Raw genomic sequence first — 20,374 nt, 5'->3', positions numbered from 1 at the left:
GTGCAAATTCCGCGCACCTTCTGCTCGTTGCAGGCACTCCCGCCGGAGCCCCAGGTCGGGTACCGTCACCGACGCTGTGCGGAGCGCCACAAGGAGCAACTTTGCGTGAGTTCACCAACCCCCCTGTGGCGTCGGCGCCGCTGGTCGGCGGCCTGGCCGACGCCGTGTTCGACCATGCCCTGGACACACCGGGACATATAGCCCTGGCCCGTAAGGACCGGCACGACAAGTGGCAGGACGTCACCGCTGCCCAGTTCTGTGACGAGGTGATGGCCCTCTCCAAGGGGCTGCTCGCGCAGGGCATCCGGTTCGGCGACCGGGTCGCGATCATGTCGCGCACCCGTTACGAGTGGACGCTGTTCGACTTCGCGCTGTGGACCATCGGCGCCCAGGTCGTCCCCATCTACCCGACGTCCTCGGCCGAGCAGGTCTTCTGGATGCTGTACGACGCCGAGGTGTCGGCGGCGATCGTGGAGCACGAGGACCACGCGATGACCGTCGCCACGGTCATAGGGCGGCTGCCCCATCTGCACCGCCTGTGGCAGCTCGACGGCGGCGCCGTCGACGAGATCACCGCGTCCGGCACCCACATCGACGACGAGACGGTGCACCGGCACCGCCGTGCGATCACCCCCGAGTCGACGGCCACGATCATCTACACGTCCGGCACCACGGGCCGCCCCAAGGGCTGTGTGATCTCGCACGGCAACTTCATGTACGAGGCCGACACCGTTGTCGCGTACTGGGAGCCGGTGTTCTCCTCCAAGCGCGACCGCACGCCGGCCACCCTGCTCTTCCTGCCGCTCGCCCACGTCTTCGGGCGCATGGTGGAGGTCGCGGCGATACGCGGCGGCGTGAAGCTGGCCCACCAGCCGGAACTGCGGGCGTCCGCGCTCATGCCCGACCTTCAGTCGTTCAAGCCGACCTTCATCCTCGCCGTGCCGTACATCTTCGAGAAGGTGTTCAACGCGGCCCGCAGGAAGGCCGAGAACGACGGCAAGTCCGGTCCGTTCGAGAAGGCCATCGAGTGCGCCGTGAAGTACGCGGACGCGCAGGAGGCGAAAGCATTCGGCACGGGCCCGGGCCCCTCCGCCTCGCTGCGCATGCAGCACTCCGTCTTCGACAAGCTCGTCTACTCCAAGGTGCGCGCGGCGATGGGCGGCCGGGTGCGGCACGCGTTCTCCGGCGGCTCCGGCATGGACCGCAAGCTCGGTCTGTTCTTCGAGGGCGCGGGCGTCTCCATCTTCGAGGGGTACGGCCTCACCGAGTCGACGGCAGCCGCGACCGCGAACCCGCCCGAGCAGACCCGCTACGGCACGGTCGGCCAGGCGATCCCCGGCTCCAGCGTGCACATCGCCGACGACGGCGAGGTGTGGATCTACGGCGGCAACATCTTCCAGGGCTACCTCAACGACCCGAAGTCCACCGACTCCTCCCTGTACGACGGCTGGCTCGCCACCGGTGACCTGGGCTCCCTCGACGAGGACGGCTATCTCACCATCACGGGCCGCAAGAAGGAGATCCTCGTGACCTCCGGCGGCAAGAGCGTCTCGCCGCAGCAGCTGGAGGAGCGGGTGCGCGACCACCCGCTGATCGCGCAGTGCCTGGTCGTCGGCAACGACCGCCCGTACATCGCGGCGCTCGTGACGCTCGACAACGAGGCCGTCGACCACTGGCTCGGCATGCGCGGCAAGCAGTCGATGTCCCCGGCGGACCTGGTGCGCGATCCGGACCTGGAGACGGAGGTGCGGCGCGCGGTGGTGGCGGCCAACACGCTGGTCTCGCAGGCCGAGTCGATCCGTACGTTCCGGATCCTCGCGCACCAGTTCACCGAGGAGCACGGGCTGCTCACGCCGTCCCTGAAGCTGAAGCGCAAGGCGATCGAGCAGGCGTATGCGGCGGAGGTCGACGCGCTGTACGGGACGCTGTGACCGCTGGTCGACCCGAATCACGCCCCGGCGGGGTTGCACTCACGGGGCTCCGCCCCGGACCCCGCGCCTCAAACGCCGGCGGGGCTGATTAGGCGTCAGTTATTGACGGTTCGTCAGGTCGGACACAGAATCACCCTCATTCCGACGGAGGGGGACCGACCGTGTCGCGACCGATCCGCGCCATCACCGCCACCGTGGCGGCACTCCTGCTCGCCACCGCCTGCAACTCCACCGCCAACAGCGGGAACAACTCCGCGGGTGGGCAAGGGAGTTCGGTCCGAGGTGTGACCGAAGACAGCATCAAGGTGGGCGGCATCGTCTCCATGACGACGTCGAGCGGCTACAGCAAGAAGGACACCGACCTCGGCGCGAAGGCCCGCTTCGACCGGGCCAACGCCGAGGGCGGCGTGAACGGCCGCACGATCGACTACCTGGGCGCGGAGGACGACGGCCAAGACCCCGCGAAGAACCTCGCCGCGGCCCGCAAACTCGTGCAGCAGGACAAGGTGTTCGCGATCTCGCCGATGAGTTCGGTGACGTTCTCCGGGGCGGACTTCCTGCAGAAGCAGAAGGTGCCGACGTTCGGCTGGGGCACGCTCCCCTCGTTCTGCGGCCCGACGTACATCTACGGCTACGGCGGCTGCATGGTGCCGATGCCGGGCGGCACCATCTCGCAGACCTGGCCGGAGGGGCTGAAGAAGGTCACGGGCGGCGCGGAGGGGAAGACCGTCGCGATCCTCGCCAACGACAACGACGCGGGCACCTTCGCCATCCGCACGTACAAGCAGTCCTTCAAGTCGGCCGGCTACAAGGTGTCGTACGCGAAGGCGACCGTGCCGGCGACCGCGGTGCCGAGCGACTGGTCGGCGTACACGAAGGAACTGCTGCGCAGCGACGGCGGGAAGGCGCCGGACGTGGTCGTCTCCGTGATGCAGACGCCGTACAACATCGGCCTGTTCACGGCGGTCAAGCGCACCGGGTACAAGGGCGTGCTCACCGACCCGACGGACTACGACCCCGGGCTTCTCGCCAAGAAGGCGACGAAGCAGGCGCTCGACGGGGTGCACGTGCTGCTGTCCTTCGAGCCGTTCGAGGCATCGACGCCCGAGATGAAGCAGTTCAAGGCCGACATCGAGAAGGCGTCCGGGGGCAAGGAGATCCCCCTCAACATGCACATGATGACGGGCTACATGAGCGCCGACCTGTTCCTCGCCATCGCGAAGAAGGCGGGCAAGAACCTGACCGCCGCGTCGTTCCAGAAGGCGGCGAACGGCTTCTCGGACACCGGGACGCTCGTCGGTGACCGGGCGCTGCCGCGCGGGCGCACCGAGTCGTTCGGCTGCGGGGCGCTCGCGCAGCTCAAGGACGGGGCGTACCGGGTGTCGTCCGCGTTCAAGTGCTATCCGCCGATCCCCTTCAAGTAGGCCACTCCCCTTCAACCTGCCGTACGGGACGGGGTGTTCACGTGACGGATCTTCTTGCCTTCGTGCTGAGCGGGCTCGTGTCGGGTGCGCTGTACGCGCTGCTCGCCACGGGGCTCGTGCTCTCCTACTCGGCCTCCGGTCTCTTCAACTTCGCGCACGGCGCCACCGCTTACCTCTGCGCGCTCGCCTTCTACGAGCTGCACTCCGGCTTCGGCTGGCCCGCCGTGCCGACGGCGCTGCTGCTCGTGCTCGTCGCGGCTCCCCTGCTGGGCTGGGGACTCGACCGGATGATGTTCAGAAAACTGGCGCGGGTCGGCGAGACCGCGCAGATCGTGGCGACGATCGGGCTGCTCGTCGCGCTGCCCGCGCTCGGCCTGTGGGTCGTCGAGTTGCTGGAGGACGCGGGCGCGCCGGTCAAGCCGGCGGAGAACCAGTTCGGGCTTCCCGGAGTCGGGCCGAGTCCGGCGAAGAACTGGCAGTTGATGGACGGCGTCGGCATCGACTCCGATCAGCTGATCACGTGGGTGACGACCGCCGTCGTCGCGCTCGGGCTCTGGATTCTCCTGCGCCACACGGCACTTGGGCTCAAGCTGCGGGCGGCCGTCGACAACCGCTCGCTCGTCGAGCTGCGCGGGATCAGCGCGGACCGGCTCTCCTCGGTGGCGTGGATGCTGTCCTCGGTGCTCGCGGGGCTCGCCGGTGTGCTGGCCACTCCCCTGCTCGGGCTCTCCTCGCACGACTTCACACTGTTCCTGTTCGTGTCGGCGACGGCCGCCGTGCTCGGCCGCTTCATGTCGATCCCGCTGGCCTTCGCGGGCGGACTCGGGCTCGGGGTGCTCCAGAACCTGGTCGCGGGGTACGCCACGTTCGCCGAGAAGATCACCGGGTTCCGTACGGCGGTGCCGTTCCTGATCCTGTTCGCCGGGCTGCTGCTGCTCACGCGGCGGCAGCGCACGGCGGGCACGGTGGCGAGCGACGCGCCGCCTGTGGACTATCTGGCGGGGCGGCCGTGGCTGCGGCGCTGGGGGCCGTGGGCGGCGGCGGCCGTGCTGATGGCGGTCGCCTTCTACACGGTGACGACGCCGTTCTGGAGCGGGATCCTCGCCCAAGGGCTCGCGATCTCCCTGGTGTTCCTGTCGTTCACCGTCGTCACCGGGCTCGGCGCGATGGTGTCGCTGGCGCAGGCCGCGTTCGTGACGGGCGCAGCGCTCGTCGCGGGCCTGCTGATGAGCCACGGGGTGCCGTTCATCTGGGCGGCGCTCGCCGGGACGTGCGCGGCCGCGCTGCTCGGCGCGCTCGTGGCACTGCCCGCGCTGCGGCTCGGCGGCCGCTCGCTCGCCCTCGCCACGCTCGCGCTCGCCTTCCTCGCGGACCAAGTCCTGTTCCAGCTCGGCTGGTTGAGGAACGGCGACACCGGCTGGGAGATCCCCCGTGCAGTCGCGGGCCCCGTCGACCTCGGCGACGACCGGGCGATGGGCGTGGCCATGGTCGTCCTGTGCACGGCGGCCGTGGCCGGGCTGAGTGCGCTGCGGAACTCGCGGGCCGGACGGGCGATGCTCGCCGTGCGCTCGGCGCCGGCCGCGGCGATGGCGTCCGGCGTCTCCGTGATCCGCACGAAGCTGCTGCTGTTCACAATCTCGGCGGGGCTCGCCGGGTTCGGCGGCGTGATGTACGCGTCGTACAACACCCGTATCACCGCGACCGACTTCACGGCGATGACCGGGCTGATCTGGCTCGCCGTGGTGGTCGCTGCGGGTGTGCGGCGGCCGCAGTTCGCGGTGATCGCGGGTCTGACGTTCGCTGTCGTCCCGCATCTCATCAGCGACTACCTGACCGAGTCGGTACAGCTCCCGGTGATCCTCTTCGGCCTCGCGGGCCTCGCGCTCGCCAATGACCCCGACGGCTACTGCGCGGCGATCCCGGCCCGCCGCCACCGCCGGAGGACCGCCACGACGCAGGTCGTCGACGAGGCTCCGGCATCGGCCCCCGACCCCGATGCCGCGCTCCAACTCGCGGGCGTACAGGCCGGATACGACGGCGCCCGCGTCCTCCAGGGCGTCGACCTCACCGTCCGCCCCGGCGAGATCGTGGCGCTCCTCGGCCCCAACGGCGCCGGAAAGTCGACGACCTGCAAGGTCGCGGCGGGCCTCATGACACCGATCCAGGGCGAGGTGTACGTCGCCGGGGACGCGGCGGGCCGCCAGAGCGCGGTCCGCCGGGCGCGGGCCGGGGTGGTGCTCGCACCGGAGGGACGCGGCATCTTCCCGTCCCTCACCGTCGACGAGAACCTCGCACTCCAACTCCCCGACCCCACAGACCGGTTGGCGGTCTACGAGCGGTTCACCGGGCTCGCCGCGCGGCGCGACGTCACCGCGGGCTCGCTCTCCGGCGGCGAACAGCAGCTCCTGGCGCTGGCCGCCCTGCTGCACCGGCCGCCCCGCGTCCTCATCGCCGACGAACCGTCGCTCGGCCTCGCGCCGCGCGTCGCCGACGAGGTGTACCGGCTGCTCGCCGAACTCCGCGACGCGGGAACGGGGTTGCTGCTCGTCGAGGAGAAGGCGTCGGAGATCCTCGGCGTCGCGGACACCGTGGCGTACCTCGCGCAGGGCCGCGTCACGTGGTGCGGGCCGCGCGAGAAGGTGGAGGCCGAGCGGCTCACGGAGGCGTACCTCGGCATCGCGGCGACCAGCACGGAGGAGGCCCGGTCATGAGCGACACCCACGTAAGCGACACCTACGTACTGGAGGCCGAGGACGTCGGCGTGCGCTTCGGCGGCGTACGGGCCCTCGACGGGGTGGACCTGCGCCTCGCGCCCGGTGAGGTGTGCGGGCTCATCGGGCCGAACGGCGCGGGCAAGACGACGCTCTTCGACGTCGTCTCCGGGATCCGCAGGCCCGACGCCGGCCGGGTGCTGCTCGACGGCGCCGACATCACCCGCCGCTCCCCCGTCTGGCGGGCGCGCCACGGGATGCGCCGCACGTTCCAGCGCCAGCAGCTGTTCGGGCAGCTCACGGTCGCGGACAATCTGCTGGTCGCGCAGGAGTGGCGGCGCGGCGGCGCCGATCCGGACCGCTCCCGCGGCCTGCTGCACGACTGCGGCCTCGACGGACTCTCCGGTACGTACGCGGGGACGCTGCCGGTCGGCCGGGCCCGGATGCTGGAGCTGGCGCGGGCCGCCGCCGACCGGCCGCGCGTGCTGCTGCTCGACGAGCCCGCGTCCGGCATGACGGCACAGGAGCGCGAGCTGCTCGCGGCGACGGTGCGGCGCCTCGCCGGGGACGGCTGCGCGGTGCTGCTCGTCGAGCACAACGTGGCCTTCGTGATGGAGCTGTGCTCACGGGTCGTGGTGCTCGACCTGGGCTCCGTGCTCGCGGAAGGGACCCCCGAGGTGATTCGGGCGGACACACGGGTACGCGAGGCGTACCTGGGGTCACAGCCCCCGGCGCAAAGCGCTCATACCTGACTGTCATGCTGGTGTCACCCACAGGAATGCGCGTACGCCCGTGATCGTTGACCATGGGGGTACCGCATTGTGCAGTGCCACCCATCACCGGACGAAAAAGGATCGACACCTCGTGAGCAAGGTTCCCCCGATCATCCTGAACAACGGCGTCGAGATGCCGCAGCTCGGCTTCGGCGTGTGGCAGGTGCCGGACGACGAGGCCGAGACGGCCGTCACGACGGCTCTGGAGGCCGGGTACCGCAGCATCGACACCGCCGCGATCTACGGCAACGAGGAGGGCACCGGCAAGGCCATCGCCGCGTCCGGCGTCCCCCGCGAGGAGCTGTTCGTCACGACGAAGCTGTGGAACGCCGACCAGGGCTACGACTCCACGCTGCGCGCCTTCGACACCTCGCTGGAGAAGCTGGGTCTCGACTACGTCGACCTGTACCTGATCCACTGGCCGCTGCCGTCCAAGGGCCTGGCCGTGGACACGTACAAGGCCTTCGAGAAGATCCAGGCCGACGGGCGCGCCAAGTCCATCGGCGTCTCGAACTTCCTGCCGGAGCACCTGGACGAGCTGACCGCCGAGACCTCCGTGATCCCGGCCGTCAACCAGATCGAGCTGCACCCGCACCTCCAGCAGCGCGCGTCCCGCGAGCGGCACGCCGAGCTGGGCATCGCGACCGAGGCCTGGTCGCCGCTCGGCCAGGGCAAGGGCCTCCTGGAGGTCCCGGCCATCATCGCGATCGCGCAGAAGCACGGCCGTACGCCCGCGCAGGTCGTGCTGCGCTGGCACGTCCAGCTGGGCAACGTGGTGATCCCGAAGTCCGTGACGCCGTCGCGGATCAAGGAGAACATCGACGTGTTCGGCTTCGAGCTCGACACCGAGGACCTCGGCGCGATCTCCGCGCTCAACGAGGACCGGCGGCTCGGCCCGGACCCGGCGACGTTCGACGTGGCGTGACACATGCCTGAAAGGGGCCCGGAGTACGCTCCGGGCCCCTTTCGCGTACGGGCGTCAGGCCTCCTTGACCGCCGTGTGCACGGTGTGCGCGGTCAGCAGGAAGAGGTCGTCGCGGCGGTACAGGCCCTGCGGGTCCTTCGGGTCCATCAGCCGCTCCATCGTGGCGATGTCTTCCGCAGGGAGCGCCTCGGCGAACACATCCAGCCGGCGCTTCCACAGGTCGATGACGGTCTCGCGGGCCTCGCCCGACAGGGGCGCGGGCAGGTCGAGCAGGAAGGTGCGGCTGACGGCGTTCGTCAGTCCCGCGTCGGTCAGCAGCTCCGTCCAGTTCTCCGTGTCCTGCTTGGCGCCGGGGAGCTTCGCGCGCATGTCGCCGAACCACTCCTCCTCGATGGCGTCGGCCCGCGCTTGCAGGCCGGGCCTGCCGAGGCCGAAGTCGCGCGGCAGGCAGCGCTGCGGCAGGCCGCCCTCGACGAGCGCGAGGGTGCCGCCGGGCGCCAGCCGCCCCGCGAGCGCGGCGACCGCGGCCCGCTGGTCGCCCACGTGGTGCAGGGAGCGGGCGGCCCAGATGAGGTCGGCGGACGGCAACTCGTCGATGTTGTCCGGGAGTTCGACGCGCAGCGTGCCCGTGCGCTCGGCGATCCCGTGCTGCGCGAACCGCTCCGTGGCGCGGGCGAGGAGCTTCTCCTCCGGGTCGGCCGCGATGACGCGGGCCTCGGGGAAGGCCTCGGCGAGGTGCAGCGAGACGGCCCCGGGGCCCGCGCCCGCGTCGACGATCAGGCCGGTGCCGGTGCCGGCGGGGCGGGAGGCGCGCAGCCAGGAGAGGGCTTGCGTGTAGAGCGGCTCGTACACGGAGGCGTTGCGCTCCAGCATGGGGATCATGTCGGCCCAGTCGATGTCCGTGTGGTCGTGGTGACCGTGCCCGCCGTGCTGCCCGTGCTGGTGCTGACCGTGCTCTTCGTGCTGGTGGTGGCCGTGTGCCATGTCGGGTGTCGCCGCCCTTCGTGCCCGTATGTCGTCCGTCGCCCTCAGGGTGCGCGGACGACATACGGGCGGGCAAGCCACGTTGCCGAGTCGGCAATTTTCCGGTTACGGCAGCCGGGCTACAGCGCCGGGTGGGCGTTCTTCATGAGCTCCTGGAACTGTGCGGAGAACCAGTGCCCGGACACCGGTGCGTTCGGCAGCGCGCCGGACAGGTTGTTGTTGTTCCGCGGGTTGCCGGTGTACGTCGGGTCGCACATGCGGTCGAAGCCCTTGCCCTCGTCGTTGTCGATGGCCTTGCTCGACCCGTCGGACTCGCCCGGCGGCTTCATCCACACGTAGGCGTCGATCCCGGTCGCCGGGTTGGCCTGCGGCCGCTCGCCGAGGCCCGCCCCACTCTGGTTGCACCAGTTGCCGAGATGGATGCGGCGGTCGTAGCGGCCACCGTCCACGTACGTGTCCACGGAGGTCTTGGCGCCGGGACCGGTCGGCCGCGCCGTGCCGCCCCAGCCGTTGCGGGAGGTGTCGATCAGCATGCCGAGCTTCTGGTCGAAGCCGAGCGAGACCAGCTTCTCGCGCATGGCCTGCGCGTACGACAGCTCGTCGGTGTACCGGTTCCAGTCCACCCACTTCGACTGGCGCACGGACGTCCCGTTGACCGAGTCGTCGATCTTGAAGTTCTCCTCCTTCAGGGCGCTGTAGTTGGCGGTGTTCACGATGAAGCCCGTGACGTCGGAGAGCTGGGCGCCGTTGCTGCTCGCGGTCGACTTGAACAGTTCGGCGGAGGCGCCGAAGTTGTCGTCCCAGCCGAGCCAGCCATGGTGGCCCGCGTCGATGTAGTTGTAGACGTTGTCGATGTCACCGAGCTTGTCGAGGGCGTAGCCGACGCCCTTCTGGTAGTTGCCGTTCGCCTTCATCACGTCACAGTTGGGCGTGGCCGTGGGGCGGCCGGAGACGTTGGTGACGAGGTTGGGCAGCGAGTCGATCTCGATCGTGGTGGCGATGCGCAGGCCCGCGTACTTCGGGTCGGCGAGGATCTTCGCGATCGGGTCGATGAAGTCCGACTTGTACTTGTCGATCTCCGTCGGGCCGAGCTCTCCGTTGGAGGCGAGCGCGGCGCAGTCGCGGCCCGGCAGGTCGTAGATGACGAGCTGGACGACCTCCTCGCCGCTGCCCTTCTGGGCGAGCGCCGCGTCGAGGTGGTCGCGCAGGCCCATGCCGTCGCCGACGCCCTCGATGGCGGCGATCCGGTCGAGCCAGACTCCGGTCGGCTGGTTGGCGATCTTGTCGCCGCCCGGCTCCGCCTTGGCCTTCGCGGACCACTCCGGGTTCACGTACACCTTGGCGCCGTCGTACGGGTTGTCGACGCGATCACCGGGCTCGGTCGGGTCGGTCGGGTCCGTGGGATCGGTCGGGTCGGTCGGGCCCGTGGTGTCCTCGTTGCAGGTGACACCGTTCAGCTTGAACGTGGCCGGCAGGGCGTTGCTGCCGCTGTACGTGGCGTTGAAGCCGAAGGAGGCGGAGCCACCGGAGGCGAGGCCGCCGTTGTACGAGACGTTCTTGGCGGTGACGGCGGAACCGGACTGGGAGATGTCGGCGTTCCAGCCGGAGCCGACCTTCTGGTTGCCGGCGTAGGACCAGGTGAGGTTCCAACTGCTCACCGCTGCACCGTTGTTGGTCACGGAGACGGCGGTGGTGAAGCCACTGCCCCAGTCGTTCTGCACCTTGTAGTCGACGGTGCAGGCGGGGGCCGCGGCGGACGCGGGCAGGGTGACGGCGGCGCCCACACAGGCGGTGCCGGTGAGGACGAGGGCGGCGAGGGCGGCGGTGCCGGCCCGCGATCCGGGTCTGAGAGTACGGCTCATGGTGTGCGATGTCCCTTTCAGTTGTTGACGGCTTTCAGGTGGTCGCGCAGGCCGACCCCGAAGTTGGTCGGCGTGCCGTCGTAGTCGCTGATCAGCGAGGGACCGGAGGAGCAGTCCCAGGTGTTCCAGGTCCAGCCGAGGTACGACTGCTTGCGGTCGTCGAACCACTTCATGACCCGGTCGATGAAGGCGTGGGAGCAGGTGTTCTCGCCGATCTCCCCCGCCACCAGCGGGACCTGCGCGGCGACGGGCGCGAGCTGCTCGTCCCAACAGGCCTCACTGGAACAGGTGTTGAAGTTGTAGACGTGCCAGGCCGCGGCGAGATTTCCGGCCGGGTCCGACGGCTTGTGGGCGAGCCACTGCCGCAGGTCGTTGGAGTACGCGAGGCCGCCCGCCAGGATCAGGTTCGGGGCGCCCGCCGCGCGCACGGCGTCCACCAGGTCCTGCATGCCGGCGACCTCGTAGCCGATGCCGGGGCAGGTGCCGCCGTCCTTCCAGCAGGCCCAGGCCTCGGTCAGGGTGGAGGTGGCGCGGTCCGGATACGGCTCGTTGAACAGGTCGAGGACGACCTCCGGCTGCGCCTTGAAGGTGCTGGCGACCGACGACCAGAAGCTGGGCGCGTACTTGGCGTCCGGCATCGGCTTCTGGCAGCTGGCGTGGACGTCGGAGCAGCCCGCCGAGTTGCCGGTGTACTGGCCGTACGACCAGTGCATCTCCAGGATCGGCGTCATGCCGTTGGCCTTGACGCGCTCGACCAACTGCTTGATGGCGGACTGGTAGTTCGCTCCTCCGTACTCGGGTTTGATGTTGTCGAGGCCGAGCCAGCACTCCTCGTTGAGCGGGATGCGGACGGCGTTGGACTTCCAGTCGGCGATCGCCTTGATCGCCGCGTCGTCGACGGGGCCGTCGAAGATTCCGTAGCCCTGTACGCACATGAACTCGGCGCCGGAGCGGTTCACACCGAGGATCCGGCGGGTGGCACCGGAGGCGTCGACGAGCTTGTTGCCGTCGGCCTTCAGGGCGGGGGCGCCGGTGTCGGGCCCGGGCGGGTCCGTGGGGTCGGTCGGATCGGTCGGATCGGTGGGATCGGTCGGGTCGGTCGGTCCCGTGGTGTCCTCGTTGCAGGTGACACCGTTCAGCTTGAACGCCGTGGGCACGGTGTTGGCGCCCGACCACGAGCCGACGAAGCCGGCGGAGACGGACGCGCCCGAGGCGAGCGCACCGTTCCATGTCTCGTTGCTCGCGGTCACGGTCTTGCCGGACTGGGCCCACTTGGCGCTCCAGCCCTGGGTGACCTTCTGGCCGTCGGCGAAGTCGAAGGACAGGCTCCAACTGTCCCTCGCCGCGCCGTTGTTGGTGACCTTGACGGCTCCCTGGAAGCCGTCGCCCCACTGCCCGGTGACGGAGTACTCGACCGTACAGGCGGGGGCGGCGGCGACCGCGGGGGCGGCGCCGGTCAGGGGGATCAGCGTGGCCGCCGAGACGGCGCACGCCATGAGTAATGCTCTGTGCGGGGGGTGTCGCATGAGCGAGTCCTTGCAGCTCGGACACGGACGGCCAAGGCCGTCGCGTCGACTGACGGATTCGCTCCCACTGGTTGCTGGGCGACTTTAGAGAAGGAACTGCCGTCAAGCAACAGACGAGTTCCGGATTTCCACTGTCGAATTTATTCGACTCCTCAACCCTCTTGACCGCCAATTACCCCTTCCGCATCCTTGGGAGCGCTCCCACTGGTTCACAGCTTGTCGAGCCGCACCAGGAGGACCCCCATGCGAAAGAGACCGGGCAAGAGACTGACCCGGCGGCGCTGCACCGTCGCCATGGCAGCCCTCGCGTTACCGATGGCCACCCTCGCTGCACTCCCAACCACCGCCCAGGCAGCGGGAGTTGAGTGCAGCGTCGACTACAGGACGAACGACTGGGGCGCCGGCTTCACGGCCGACCTGACGATCACCAACCGCGGCTCCGCGGCGATCGACGGCTGGACCCTGACCTACGCGTACACCGGTGACCAGAAGCTCTCGAACGGCTGGAACGGCGTCTGGTCGCAGTCCGGCAAGAACATCACCGTGAAGGACGCCGGGCACAACGGAAGAATTGCGGCCGGCGCCGCCACTTCCACCGGCGCGCAATTCTCCTACAGTGGCTCGAATTCAGCGCCCACCAATTTCGCGATCAACGGCACCGCGTGCGTGGGCGCCCATCAGCCGCCGATCACGGTGCTCACCAGCCCCAAGGCGGGCGCGGTCTACACGGCCGGTGACGCGGTCCCGCTCGCGGCGACCGCCGCCGCGGCCGACGGGGCGGGCGTCGAGAAGGTCGAGTTCTACGACGACACGACGCTGATCGGCACCGACACCACCGCGCCGTACGCCCTGGAGACCGACGACCTCAAGGCCGGATCGCACTCCCTGTACGCGAAGGCGACCGACAGCAAGGGCGCCACCGGCGAGTCGACCCCGGTCGGCATCACGGTCGCGGCGGGCGCCGCCGTGGTCGCGAGCCCGTCCCAACTGGGCGTCCAGCAGGGCAAGTCGGGCACGTTCGACGTGAAGCTGTCGACGCAGCCGACGTCGAACACCACCGTCGCCGTGTCCCGCACGAGCGGCAACACGGGCCTGTCGGTGTCGTCGGGCGGAAGCCTCACGTTCACGCCGTCGAACTGGAACACGGCGCAGAAGGTGACGGTGGCCGCCGACTCCTCCGGCACCGGCGCCGCCACGTTCACGGCCACCGCGGCAGGACACACCAAGGCCGAGGTCACAGTGACCCAGCTGGCCGCGTCCAAGGCGTACGACGCCCGCTTCCTCGACCTCTACGGCAAGATCACCAACCCGGCGAACGGCTACTTCTCTCCGGAGGGCATCCCGTACCACTCGGTCGAGACACTGATCGTCGAGGCGCCCGACCACGGCCACGAGACGACGTCGGAGGCGTACTCGTACCTCCTGTGGCTCCAGGCCATGTACGGGAAGGTGAGCGGCGACTGGACCAAGTTCAACGGCGCGTGGGAGATCATGGAGAAGTACATGATCCCGACGCACGCGGACCAGCCGACGAACTCCTCCTACAACGCGTCCAAGCCCGCGACGTACGCCCCCGAACACGATCTGCCCTCGCAGTACCCGGCCAAGCTGGACCCGTCGGTCTCCGTCGGCTCCGACCCGATCGCGGCCGAGCTGAAGAGCGCGTACGGCACGGACGACATCTACGGCATGCACTGGCTGCAGGACGTCGACAACGTCTACGGGTACGGCAACGAGCCCGGGAAGTGCGAGGCGGGTCCGACCGCGACAGGCCCGTCCTACATCAACACGTTCCAGCGCGGCGCGCAGGAGTCGGTGTGGGAGACGGTGCCGCAGCCGACGTGCGACGCCTTCAAGTACGGCGGAAAGAACGGGTACTTGGACCTGTTCACCGGCGACTCCTCGTACGCCAAGCAGTGGAAGTTCACCAACGCCCCGGACGCCGACGCGCGGGCCGTGCAGGCCGCGTACTGGGCGGACATCTGGGCCAAGGAGCAGGGCAAGGGCTCCGAGGTGTCCGGCACGGTCGGCAAGGCCGCGAAGATGGGCGACTACCTGCGCTATTCGATGTACGACAAGTACTTCAAGAAGGTGGGCGACTGCACCTCGACGAGCTGCCCGGCCGGTTCCGGCAAGGACTCCTCGCACTACCTGATGTCCTGGTACTACGCGTGGGGCGGCGCCGTCGACACCTCGGCGGGCTGGTCCTGGCGGATCGGCTCCAGCCACACGCACGGCGGCTACCAGAACCCGCTCGCCGCGTACGCCCTCTCCTCGCACGCCGACCTGAAGCCCAAGTCGGCGACGGGGCAAGCGGATTGGGCCAAGTCGCTCGACCGGCAGCTGGAGTTCTACCGCTGGCTGCAGTCGGACGAGGGCGCCATCGCGGGTGGCGCCACGAACAGCTGGGGCGGCAGCTACGGCACACCGCCGTCCGGCACACCCACCTTCTACGGCATGGCGTACGAAGAGGCGCCGGTCTACCACGACCCGCCGTCGAACCAGTGGTTCGGCTTCCAGGCGTGGTCGATGGAGCGGGTGGCCGAGTACTACCAGCAGACGGGTGACGCCGACGCGAAGGTGGTCCTGGACAAGTGGGTCGACTGGGCCCTGTCCGAGACGACCGTCAACCCCGACGGCTCGTTCCGCATCCCCTCCACGCTCAAGTGGTCGGGCAAGCCGGAGACCTGGAACGCCTCAAGTCCCGCCACCAACGCGGGACTTCACGTCACGGTCGCCGACTACACGAACGACGTGGGCGTGGCGGCGGCGTACGCGAAGACGCTGACGTACTACGCCGACAAGTCCGGCGACGCGGAGGCGAAGTCGACGGCGAAGGCGCTGCTCGACGGCATGTGGGAGCACAACCAGGACGCGCTCGGCGTCGCGGTGCCCGAGACGCGCGCCGACTACAGCCGCTTCAACGACTCGGTGTACGTGCCGAGCGGCTGGACGGGCACGATGCCGAACGGCGACAAGATCGACTCGTCGTCGACGTTCGCGTCGCTGCGCTCCTTCTACAAGGACGACCCCAACTGGTCCAAGATCGAGGGCTACTTGGCGGGCGGCGCGGCACCCACGTTCACGTACCACCGGTTCTGGGCCCAGGCGGACATCGCGCTCGCCATGGGTTCCTACGCGGAGCTGCTGGAATAGCGCCCCGCTGAAGGCGGCTCCGTGTCACCACCGGGCCGGGCGGTCTCCTCCTCCCCGAGGGCCGCCCGGCCCGCACCCCTGTTTCCGACCCACCCCCTGGAACCTTTATGCGAAGACCACGCACCCGGCTGCTCGCGGCGGCCGTACTCATCCTGGCAGCAGGCCTGTTGACACCTCCGGCGGCCCAGGCGGCCGAGCCGAAGGCGGCCGTCGCCGCTGACACGTACACCTGGAAGAACGCCCGGATAGACGGCGGCGGCTTCGTCCCCGGCATCGTCTTCAACCGCAGCGAGAAGAACCTCGCGTACGCCCGCACCGACATCGGCGGCGCCTACCGCTGGGAGCAAGGGACCAAGTCCTGGACACCACTGCTCGATTCGGTCGGCTGGGACGACTGGGGACACACCGGCGTCGCCTCGCTCGCCACCGACTCCGTCGACCCGGACAAGGTGTACGCGGCCGTCGGGACGTACACGAACGACTGGGATCCCGGCAACGGCGCCATCCTGCGCTCCGCCGACCGGGGCGCGACGTGGAAGAAGGCCGACCTCCCCTTCAAGCTCGGCGGCAACATGCCGGGCCGTGGCATGGGTGAGCGCCTCGCGATCGACCCGCACGACAACAAGGTGCTCTACCTGGGCGCGCCCAGCGGCAAGGGCCTGTGGCGCTCCACGGACGCGGGCGTGACGTGGTCGCAGGTCACGGCCTTCCCGAACCCCGGAAACTACGCGGCGGACCCGTCCGACACCTCCGGCTACTCGTCGGACAACCAGGGCGTGGCGTGGGTGACGTTCGACGAGTCGACGGGCACCGGGACCGGCCGTACGAAGACGCTCTACGTCGGGGTCGCCGACAAGGAGAACTCCGTCTACCGGTCGACGGACGCGGGCGCGACCTGGGAGCGGGTGGCCGGCCAGCCCACCGGATACCTCCCGCACAAGAGCGTCCTCGACGCCGAGAACGGCTACCTGTACGTGGCGTACAGCGACACCGGCGGCCCGTACGACGGCGGCAAGGGCCAGGTGTGGCGGTACGCGACGAAGACCGGCGACTGGAAGAACATCAGCCCGGCGGCGGAGGCGGACACCTTCTTCGGCTACAGCGGCCTGACGCTCGACCGGCAGCACCCCGGCACCGTCATGGTGTCCGGCTACAGCTCCTGGTGGCCGGACACCATGATCTTCCGCTCCACGGACAGCGGCGGCACCTGGACGAAGGCGTGGGACTACTCCTCGTCCCCCACCCGCGAGAACCGCTACACCATGGACGTGTCGTCCGTGCCGTGGCTGAGCTGGGGCGCGAATCCCGCCCCTCCCGAGCAGTCCCCGAAGCTGGGCTGGATGACCGAGGCGCTGGAGATCGACCCGTTCGACTCGGACCGGATGATGTACGGGACGGGCGCGACGATCTACGGAACCGAGGACCTCGGAGAGTGGGACACGGGCGGCAAGTTCTCCATAACCCCCATGGTCAGGGGACTTGAGGAGACGGCAGTCAACGACATCGCCTCCCCGCCGACCGGCGCCCCGCTCCTGAGCGCACTCGGTGACATCGGCGGCTTCCGGCACACGGACCTGACGAAGGTCCCGTCGATGATGTTCACCTCCCCCAACTTCACGTCGTCGACGAGCCTGGACTTCGCCGAGTCCAAGCCGGACGTGGTGGTGCGCGCCGGCAACGTCGACTCGGGTGCGCACGTCGCGCTCTCGAACGACAACGGCGCCAACTGGCACGCGGCGGGCGCCGATCCGTCGGGTGTCACGGGCGGCGGCACGGTGGCGGTGTCCGCGGACGGGTCCCGGTATGTGTGGAGCCCGGACGGCGCGGGCGTGCAGACAGGGACGGGGTCGTCGTGGACGGCGTCGAGCGGGGTCCCCGCGGGCGCGACGGTCGAGTCGGACCGCAAGGACCCCTCGGTCTTCTACGCCTTCAAGTCCGGTACGTTCTACGCCAGTTCGGACGGCGGAGCGACCTTCACGGCGAAGGCGTCGACCGGCCTCCCCACCGACGGCCCCGTGCGCTTCAAGGCAGTTCCCGGCACGAAGGGTGACATCTGGTTGGCCGGCGGCTCGACGAAGGGCGCGTACGGCCTGTGGCACTCGAAGGACGGCGGCGCCACGTTCACCAAGGTGTCGGGCGTCGAGCAGGCGGACACCATCGGCTTCGGCAAGGCGGCGCCCGGCGCGACGTACCAGACGCTGTACGCGAGCGCGAAGATCGGCGGCGTACGCGGCATCTTCCGCTCGACGGACGCGGGAGTGTCATGGACCCGCGTCAACGACGATGCCCACCAGTGGGGTTGGACGGGCGCGGCGATTACGGGTGACCCGCGGGTGTACGGCCGCGTGTACGTGTCGACGAACGGCCGTGGTGTCATCTACGGCGACACGGCCGGCGCCACGGGCCCCGACCCCGACCCCTCGGGCACCTGCTCGGTCACGTACAAAGTCACCAACGAGTGGTCGGGCGGCTTCCAGGCGGACGTGACACTGACGAACACGGGCACGTCGGCCTGGAACGGCTGGTCGCTCGGCTGGTCCTTCGCGGACGGCCAGAAGGTGTCCCAGGCCTGGAACGCGCAGGTCTCCCAGTCGGGCACGTCGGTGACGGTGAAGAACGTCGACTGGAACGGGAAGGTGGCGCCCGGCAGTTCGGCCGCCTTCGGCTTCACGGGCTCCCGCGACGGAACGGCGAACACCAGGCCCACGGCGTTCAAGCTGGGCGGGCAGAGCTGTGCGGTGAACTGAACGGCGTCACAGCAACGCGAGCGCACCACCGGGGCCCGTGCCACCATCGGCACGGGCCCCGTACGCTCTCGCTCGCGAGGATGAATCTCAGCGCCCCTGACGTGAGCCCCCACGCCCAGATCCCGAAGCACACCAGCACCAGCAGTTCCAGTACGAACCGCACCGCGAGCCCGGGGACACCGTCGTGGTGACCCCCGGGCCGCTGCGTCTCCTGCTGGAACTGGCCGTCTTCTTCGGCGGCGCGGCCGCCTTGTACGCGGCCGGATCACGCGCGGCGGCGATCACTCTCGCCGGCGTGCTCGTCGTCTACCACCTGCTGGCGTGGGACCGGGTGGTGTGGCTGCTGCGCCACTGAGCCACACGGCGCGCCGGCCGTCCGGCGGGAGTCACGGTGTCGTGATCGTCGGTCGCGGGGCCGGCGGCATCTTGTCGCCGATGAAGAAGCTCGGGTGCGGGGGCTGGTTGTAGGCCGTGTTCTGCCAGGCCAGGGCCGTACGGTACTGGGTGTCGTGGAGGAAGGTCGTGATGCGGGTCGACGTCTGGACCGGCGTCGAGTAGATCCGCAGCGCCGTGTTGTTGGTCGTCGGCCAGACGACCTCCTCGCGCCAGTCGCCGAGGATGTCACCGGAGAGCGCCGGGGTGGACTTCGTACCGTTGTTGGAGTGGACACCGGAGCCCGTCAGGAGGCGGGTGTCGGCGGACGTGCCGTACTTGTCGATGTGGGTGCCGTCGAGGAGTTCGCGGGTGGTGTCACCGTCCCACCAGGACAGGAAGTTGGTGGACGACGGCTTGCGGGAGTTCACGACCGTGCCCTTGGGGTCGCGGATCCCGGACTCGGCCGACGACCAGGACTCGGCGCCCGCGCTGCCGGACCAGATGTCACCCGAGACACCACGGCCGTTGTCACCGTTGACACCCGTCTTCCAGATGACACTGCCGGTCTTGGCGTCGGCCATCCAGGACGACGGCTTCGAGCTGTCCTCGTCGACCTTGAACTCCTCGAGTCCGGCCCGCGACGGATCGAGGTCGCCGACGTGCATGGCGTCGCCGTGGCCGTTCTTGGTGGTCCACAGCCCGGAGCCGTTGTCGTCGACGGCCATCGCGCCGTAGACGATCTCGTCCTTGCCGTCACCGTCGACGTCCGCGACGGACAGCTGGTGGTTGCCCTGACCGTCGTATCCCTTACCGGAGTTGGTGGAGGAGTTGGTGTCGAAGGTCCAGCGGCGCGTGAACTTTCCGTCGCGCCAGTCCCACGCCGCGATGACGCTCCGCGTGTAGTACCCGCGCGCCATGATGAGCGACGGCCGGGCGCCGTCGAGATAGGCGGTCCCGGCGAGGAAACGGTCCACGCGGTTCCCGTACGAGTCGCCCCACGACGACACCGTGCCGCGCGCGGGAACGTAGTCGACGGAGCCCATGGCGGCGCCGGTCTGGCCGTTGAACATGGTCAGGTACTCGGGCCCGGAGAGCACGTACCCGCTCGAATTCCGGTGGTCGGCCGACGAGCTGCCTATGACGGTCCCCTTGCCGTCCTTCGTGCCGTCGGACGTCTTCATGGCGACCTCGGCCTTGCCGTCGCCGTCGTAGTCGTACACCTGGAACTGGGTGTAGTGCGCGCCGGAGCGGATGTTCTTGCCGAGGTCGACGCGCCACATGCGCGTGCCGTCGAGCTTCACCGCGTCGACGATGGTGTTGCCGGTGTAGCCGGACTGGGAGTTGTCCTTGGCGTTGGTGGGCTGCCACTTGAGGACGAACTCGAGGACACCGTCGCCGTCGAGGTCACCGACGGAGGCGTCGTTGGCCTCGTAGGTGTAGGCGACGCCGTCGGGGGTCGTGCCGCCCGCGGGCGGGGTGATCGGTACGTCCGTGTAGCCGCTGCGGAGCTGGATCGCGTGCGCCGAGTCGGCCTGCTCCGTGCCGTTCACGACAGCGCGGACCGTGTAGTCGGCGGAGCTGGGCGCGCCGTCGTGGAAGAAGTTCGTGGAGCCGGTGACCGGGGCGGAGTTGACCTTCGTACCGGCGCGGTAGACGTTGAACGCCACGTTGTCCGGGTCGGTGCCGAGCCACCGCCAGCTGACCAGGTTCCCGGCGTCGGTGTGCACGCTGACCAGGCCGCGGTCCAGCTTCTCTGCCTGCCGGGCGGTGGCGGCGGACGCGTCGTCGGAGGGCAGGAGCGTGAGCCCCGTACCGGCGAGGGCGGCGGCCGTGGCGGCGGCGAGAAGCAGACGGCGGGGTCTGCGGTGGGGGCGGGGGCGGGGCATCGGCGGTCTCCTCGGTGAGGGCGTGCGGGTCAGATGTGTGCGTACATCTGTCGCCGCCGGGCCGATCGAGGTTG

The 20,374-nt window shown here is 69.6% G+C and carries 12 protein-coding genes; 8 read left to right on the top strand and 4 right to left on the bottom strand.

Annotated elements, in window-relative coordinates; translation table 11 throughout:
* Window positions 1-101 precede the first annotated feature (101 nt).
* The 5 genes from ACYSUO_RS30620 to ACYSUO_RS30600 all read left to right on the top strand — a co-directional run bounded on the left by ACYSUO_RS30620 (window position 102) and on the right by ACYSUO_RS30600 (window position 7,764).
* Window positions 102-1,931, top strand: a complete 1,830-nt coding sequence (locus tag ACYSUO_RS30620; protein WP_461779458.1) for an AMP-dependent synthetase/ligase — start codon at window positions 102-104, stop codon at window positions 1,929-1,931.
* A 161-nt stretch (window positions 1,932-2,092) separates the two neighbouring features.
* Window positions 2,093-3,355 carry an ABC transporter substrate-binding protein gene (locus ACYSUO_RS30615; protein WP_461779457.1) on the top strand — a complete coding sequence of 421 codons (1,263 nt, stop codon included), beginning with the start codon at window positions 2,093-2,095 and terminating at the stop codon, window positions 3,353-3,355.
* A 41-nt stretch (window positions 3,356-3,396) separates the two neighbouring features.
* Window positions 3,397-6,066: an ABC transporter permease subunit gene (locus tag ACYSUO_RS30610; RefSeq protein ID WP_461779456.1), complete on the top strand. Its 2,670-nt coding sequence runs from the start codon at window positions 3,397-3,399 to the stop codon at window positions 6,064-6,066.
* The gene (locus ACYSUO_RS30605; protein WP_461779455.1) at window positions 6,063-6,818 is read left to right on the top strand and encodes an ABC transporter ATP-binding protein; all 756 of its coding nucleotides are present in this window, start codon (window positions 6,063-6,065) and stop codon (window positions 6,816-6,818) included. Before ACYSUO_RS30610 ends, ACYSUO_RS30605 begins: the two co-directional genes overlap by 4 nt.
* Window positions 6,819-6,972: 154 nt before the next feature.
* Window positions 6,973-7,764, top strand: a complete 792-nt coding sequence (locus ACYSUO_RS30600) for an aldo/keto reductase (RefSeq protein WP_461779484.1) — start codon at window positions 6,973-6,975, stop codon at window positions 7,762-7,764.
* Window positions 7,765-7,818: 54 nt separating this feature from the next.
* Here the strand turns inward: ACYSUO_RS30600 and ACYSUO_RS30595 are convergent, their stop codons facing one another.
* The 3 genes from ACYSUO_RS30595 to ACYSUO_RS30585 all read right to left on the bottom strand — a co-directional run bounded on the left by ACYSUO_RS30595 (window position 7,819) and on the right by ACYSUO_RS30585 (window position 12,106).
* The gene (locus tag ACYSUO_RS30595; RefSeq protein ID WP_461779454.1) at window positions 7,819-8,748 is read right to left on the bottom strand and encodes a class I SAM-dependent methyltransferase; all 930 of its coding nucleotides are present in this window, start codon (window positions 8,746-8,748) and stop codon (window positions 7,819-7,821) included.
* Window positions 8,749-8,867: 119 nt separating this feature from the next.
* The gene (locus ACYSUO_RS30590) at window positions 8,868-10,610 is read right to left on the bottom strand and encodes a glycoside hydrolase family 6 protein (RefSeq protein WP_461779453.1); all 1,743 of its coding nucleotides are present in this window, start codon (window positions 10,608-10,610) and stop codon (window positions 8,868-8,870) included.
* Window positions 10,611-10,627: 17 nt separating this feature from the next.
* Window positions 10,628-12,106, bottom strand: coding sequence for a cellulose binding domain-containing protein (locus tag ACYSUO_RS30585; protein ID WP_461779452.1), 1,479 nt, complete (start codon window positions 12,104-12,106; stop codon window positions 10,628-10,630).
* 273 nt (window positions 12,107-12,379) lie between these two features.
* On the opposite strand from ACYSUO_RS30585, the gene ACYSUO_RS30580 reads away from it, so the two are divergent.
* From ACYSUO_RS30580 to ACYSUO_RS30570, 3 genes are all read left to right on the top strand, one after another.
* Complete coding sequence (locus tag ACYSUO_RS30580) at window positions 12,380-15,292, top strand: glycoside hydrolase family 48 protein (protein ID WP_461779451.1); 2,913 nt, start codon at window positions 12,380-12,382, stop codon at window positions 15,290-15,292.
* Between the two features lie 107 nt (window positions 15,293-15,399).
* On the top strand, window positions 15,400-18,039 hold the full coding sequence (locus ACYSUO_RS30575) for a cellulose binding domain-containing protein (RefSeq protein ID WP_461779450.1): 2,640 nt from the start codon (window positions 15,400-15,402) through the stop codon (window positions 18,037-18,039).
* Between the two features lie 184 nt (window positions 18,040-18,223).
* A complete protein-coding gene (locus tag ACYSUO_RS30570; protein ID WP_461779449.1) occupies window positions 18,224-18,394 on the top strand; it encodes a DUF2568 domain-containing protein in 171 nt (56 codons plus the stop codon).
* A 31-nt stretch (window positions 18,395-18,425) separates the two neighbouring features.
* On the opposite strand, the gene ACYSUO_RS30565 is transcribed toward ACYSUO_RS30570, so the two are convergent.
* Window positions 18,426-20,300, bottom strand: coding sequence for a rhamnogalacturonan lyase (locus ACYSUO_RS30565; RefSeq protein WP_461779448.1), 1,875 nt, complete (start codon window positions 20,298-20,300; stop codon window positions 18,426-18,428).
* Window positions 20,301-20,374: the final 74 nt, after the last annotated feature.

It is taken from the genome of Streptomyces sp. UC4497 (genome assembly GCF_054871485.1).
The sequence above is the reverse complement of the archived record's forward strand: the minus strand, read 5'-3'. Positions and strand labels throughout refer to the sequence as shown.

What these genes read in the sequence shown, in the direction of transcription:
- ACYSUO_RS30605 (WP_461779455.1), top strand. Translation starts at nt 6,063, where the DNA reads ATGAGCGACACCCACGTAAGCGACACCTACGTACTGGAGGCCGAGGAC.
- ACYSUO_RS30565 (WP_461779448.1), bottom strand. Translation starts at nt 20,300, where the DNA reads ATGCCCCGCCCCCGCCCCCACCGCAGACCCCGCCGTCTGCTTCTCGCC.
- ACYSUO_RS30580 (WP_461779451.1), top strand. Translation starts at nt 12,380, where the DNA reads ATGCGAAAGAGACCGGGCAAGAGACTGACCCGGCGGCGCTGCACCGTC.
- ACYSUO_RS30595 (WP_461779454.1), bottom strand. Translation starts at nt 8,748, where the DNA reads ATGGCACACGGCCACCACCAGCACGAAGAGCACGGTCAGCACCAGCAC.
- ACYSUO_RS30585 (WP_461779452.1), bottom strand. Translation starts at nt 12,106, where the DNA reads ATGGCGTGCGCCGTCTCGGCGGCCACGCTGATCCCCCTGACCGGCGCC.
- ACYSUO_RS30575 (WP_461779450.1), top strand. Translation starts at nt 15,400, where the DNA reads ATGCGAAGACCACGCACCCGGCTGCTCGCGGCGGCCGTACTCATCCTG.
- ACYSUO_RS30590 (WP_461779453.1), bottom strand. Translation starts at nt 10,610, where the DNA reads ATGAGCCGTACTCTCAGACCCGGATCGCGGGCCGGCACCGCCGCCCTC.
- ACYSUO_RS30600 (WP_461779484.1), top strand. Translation starts at nt 6,973, where the DNA reads ATGCCGCAGCTCGGCTTCGGCGTGTGGCAGGTGCCGGACGACGAGGCC.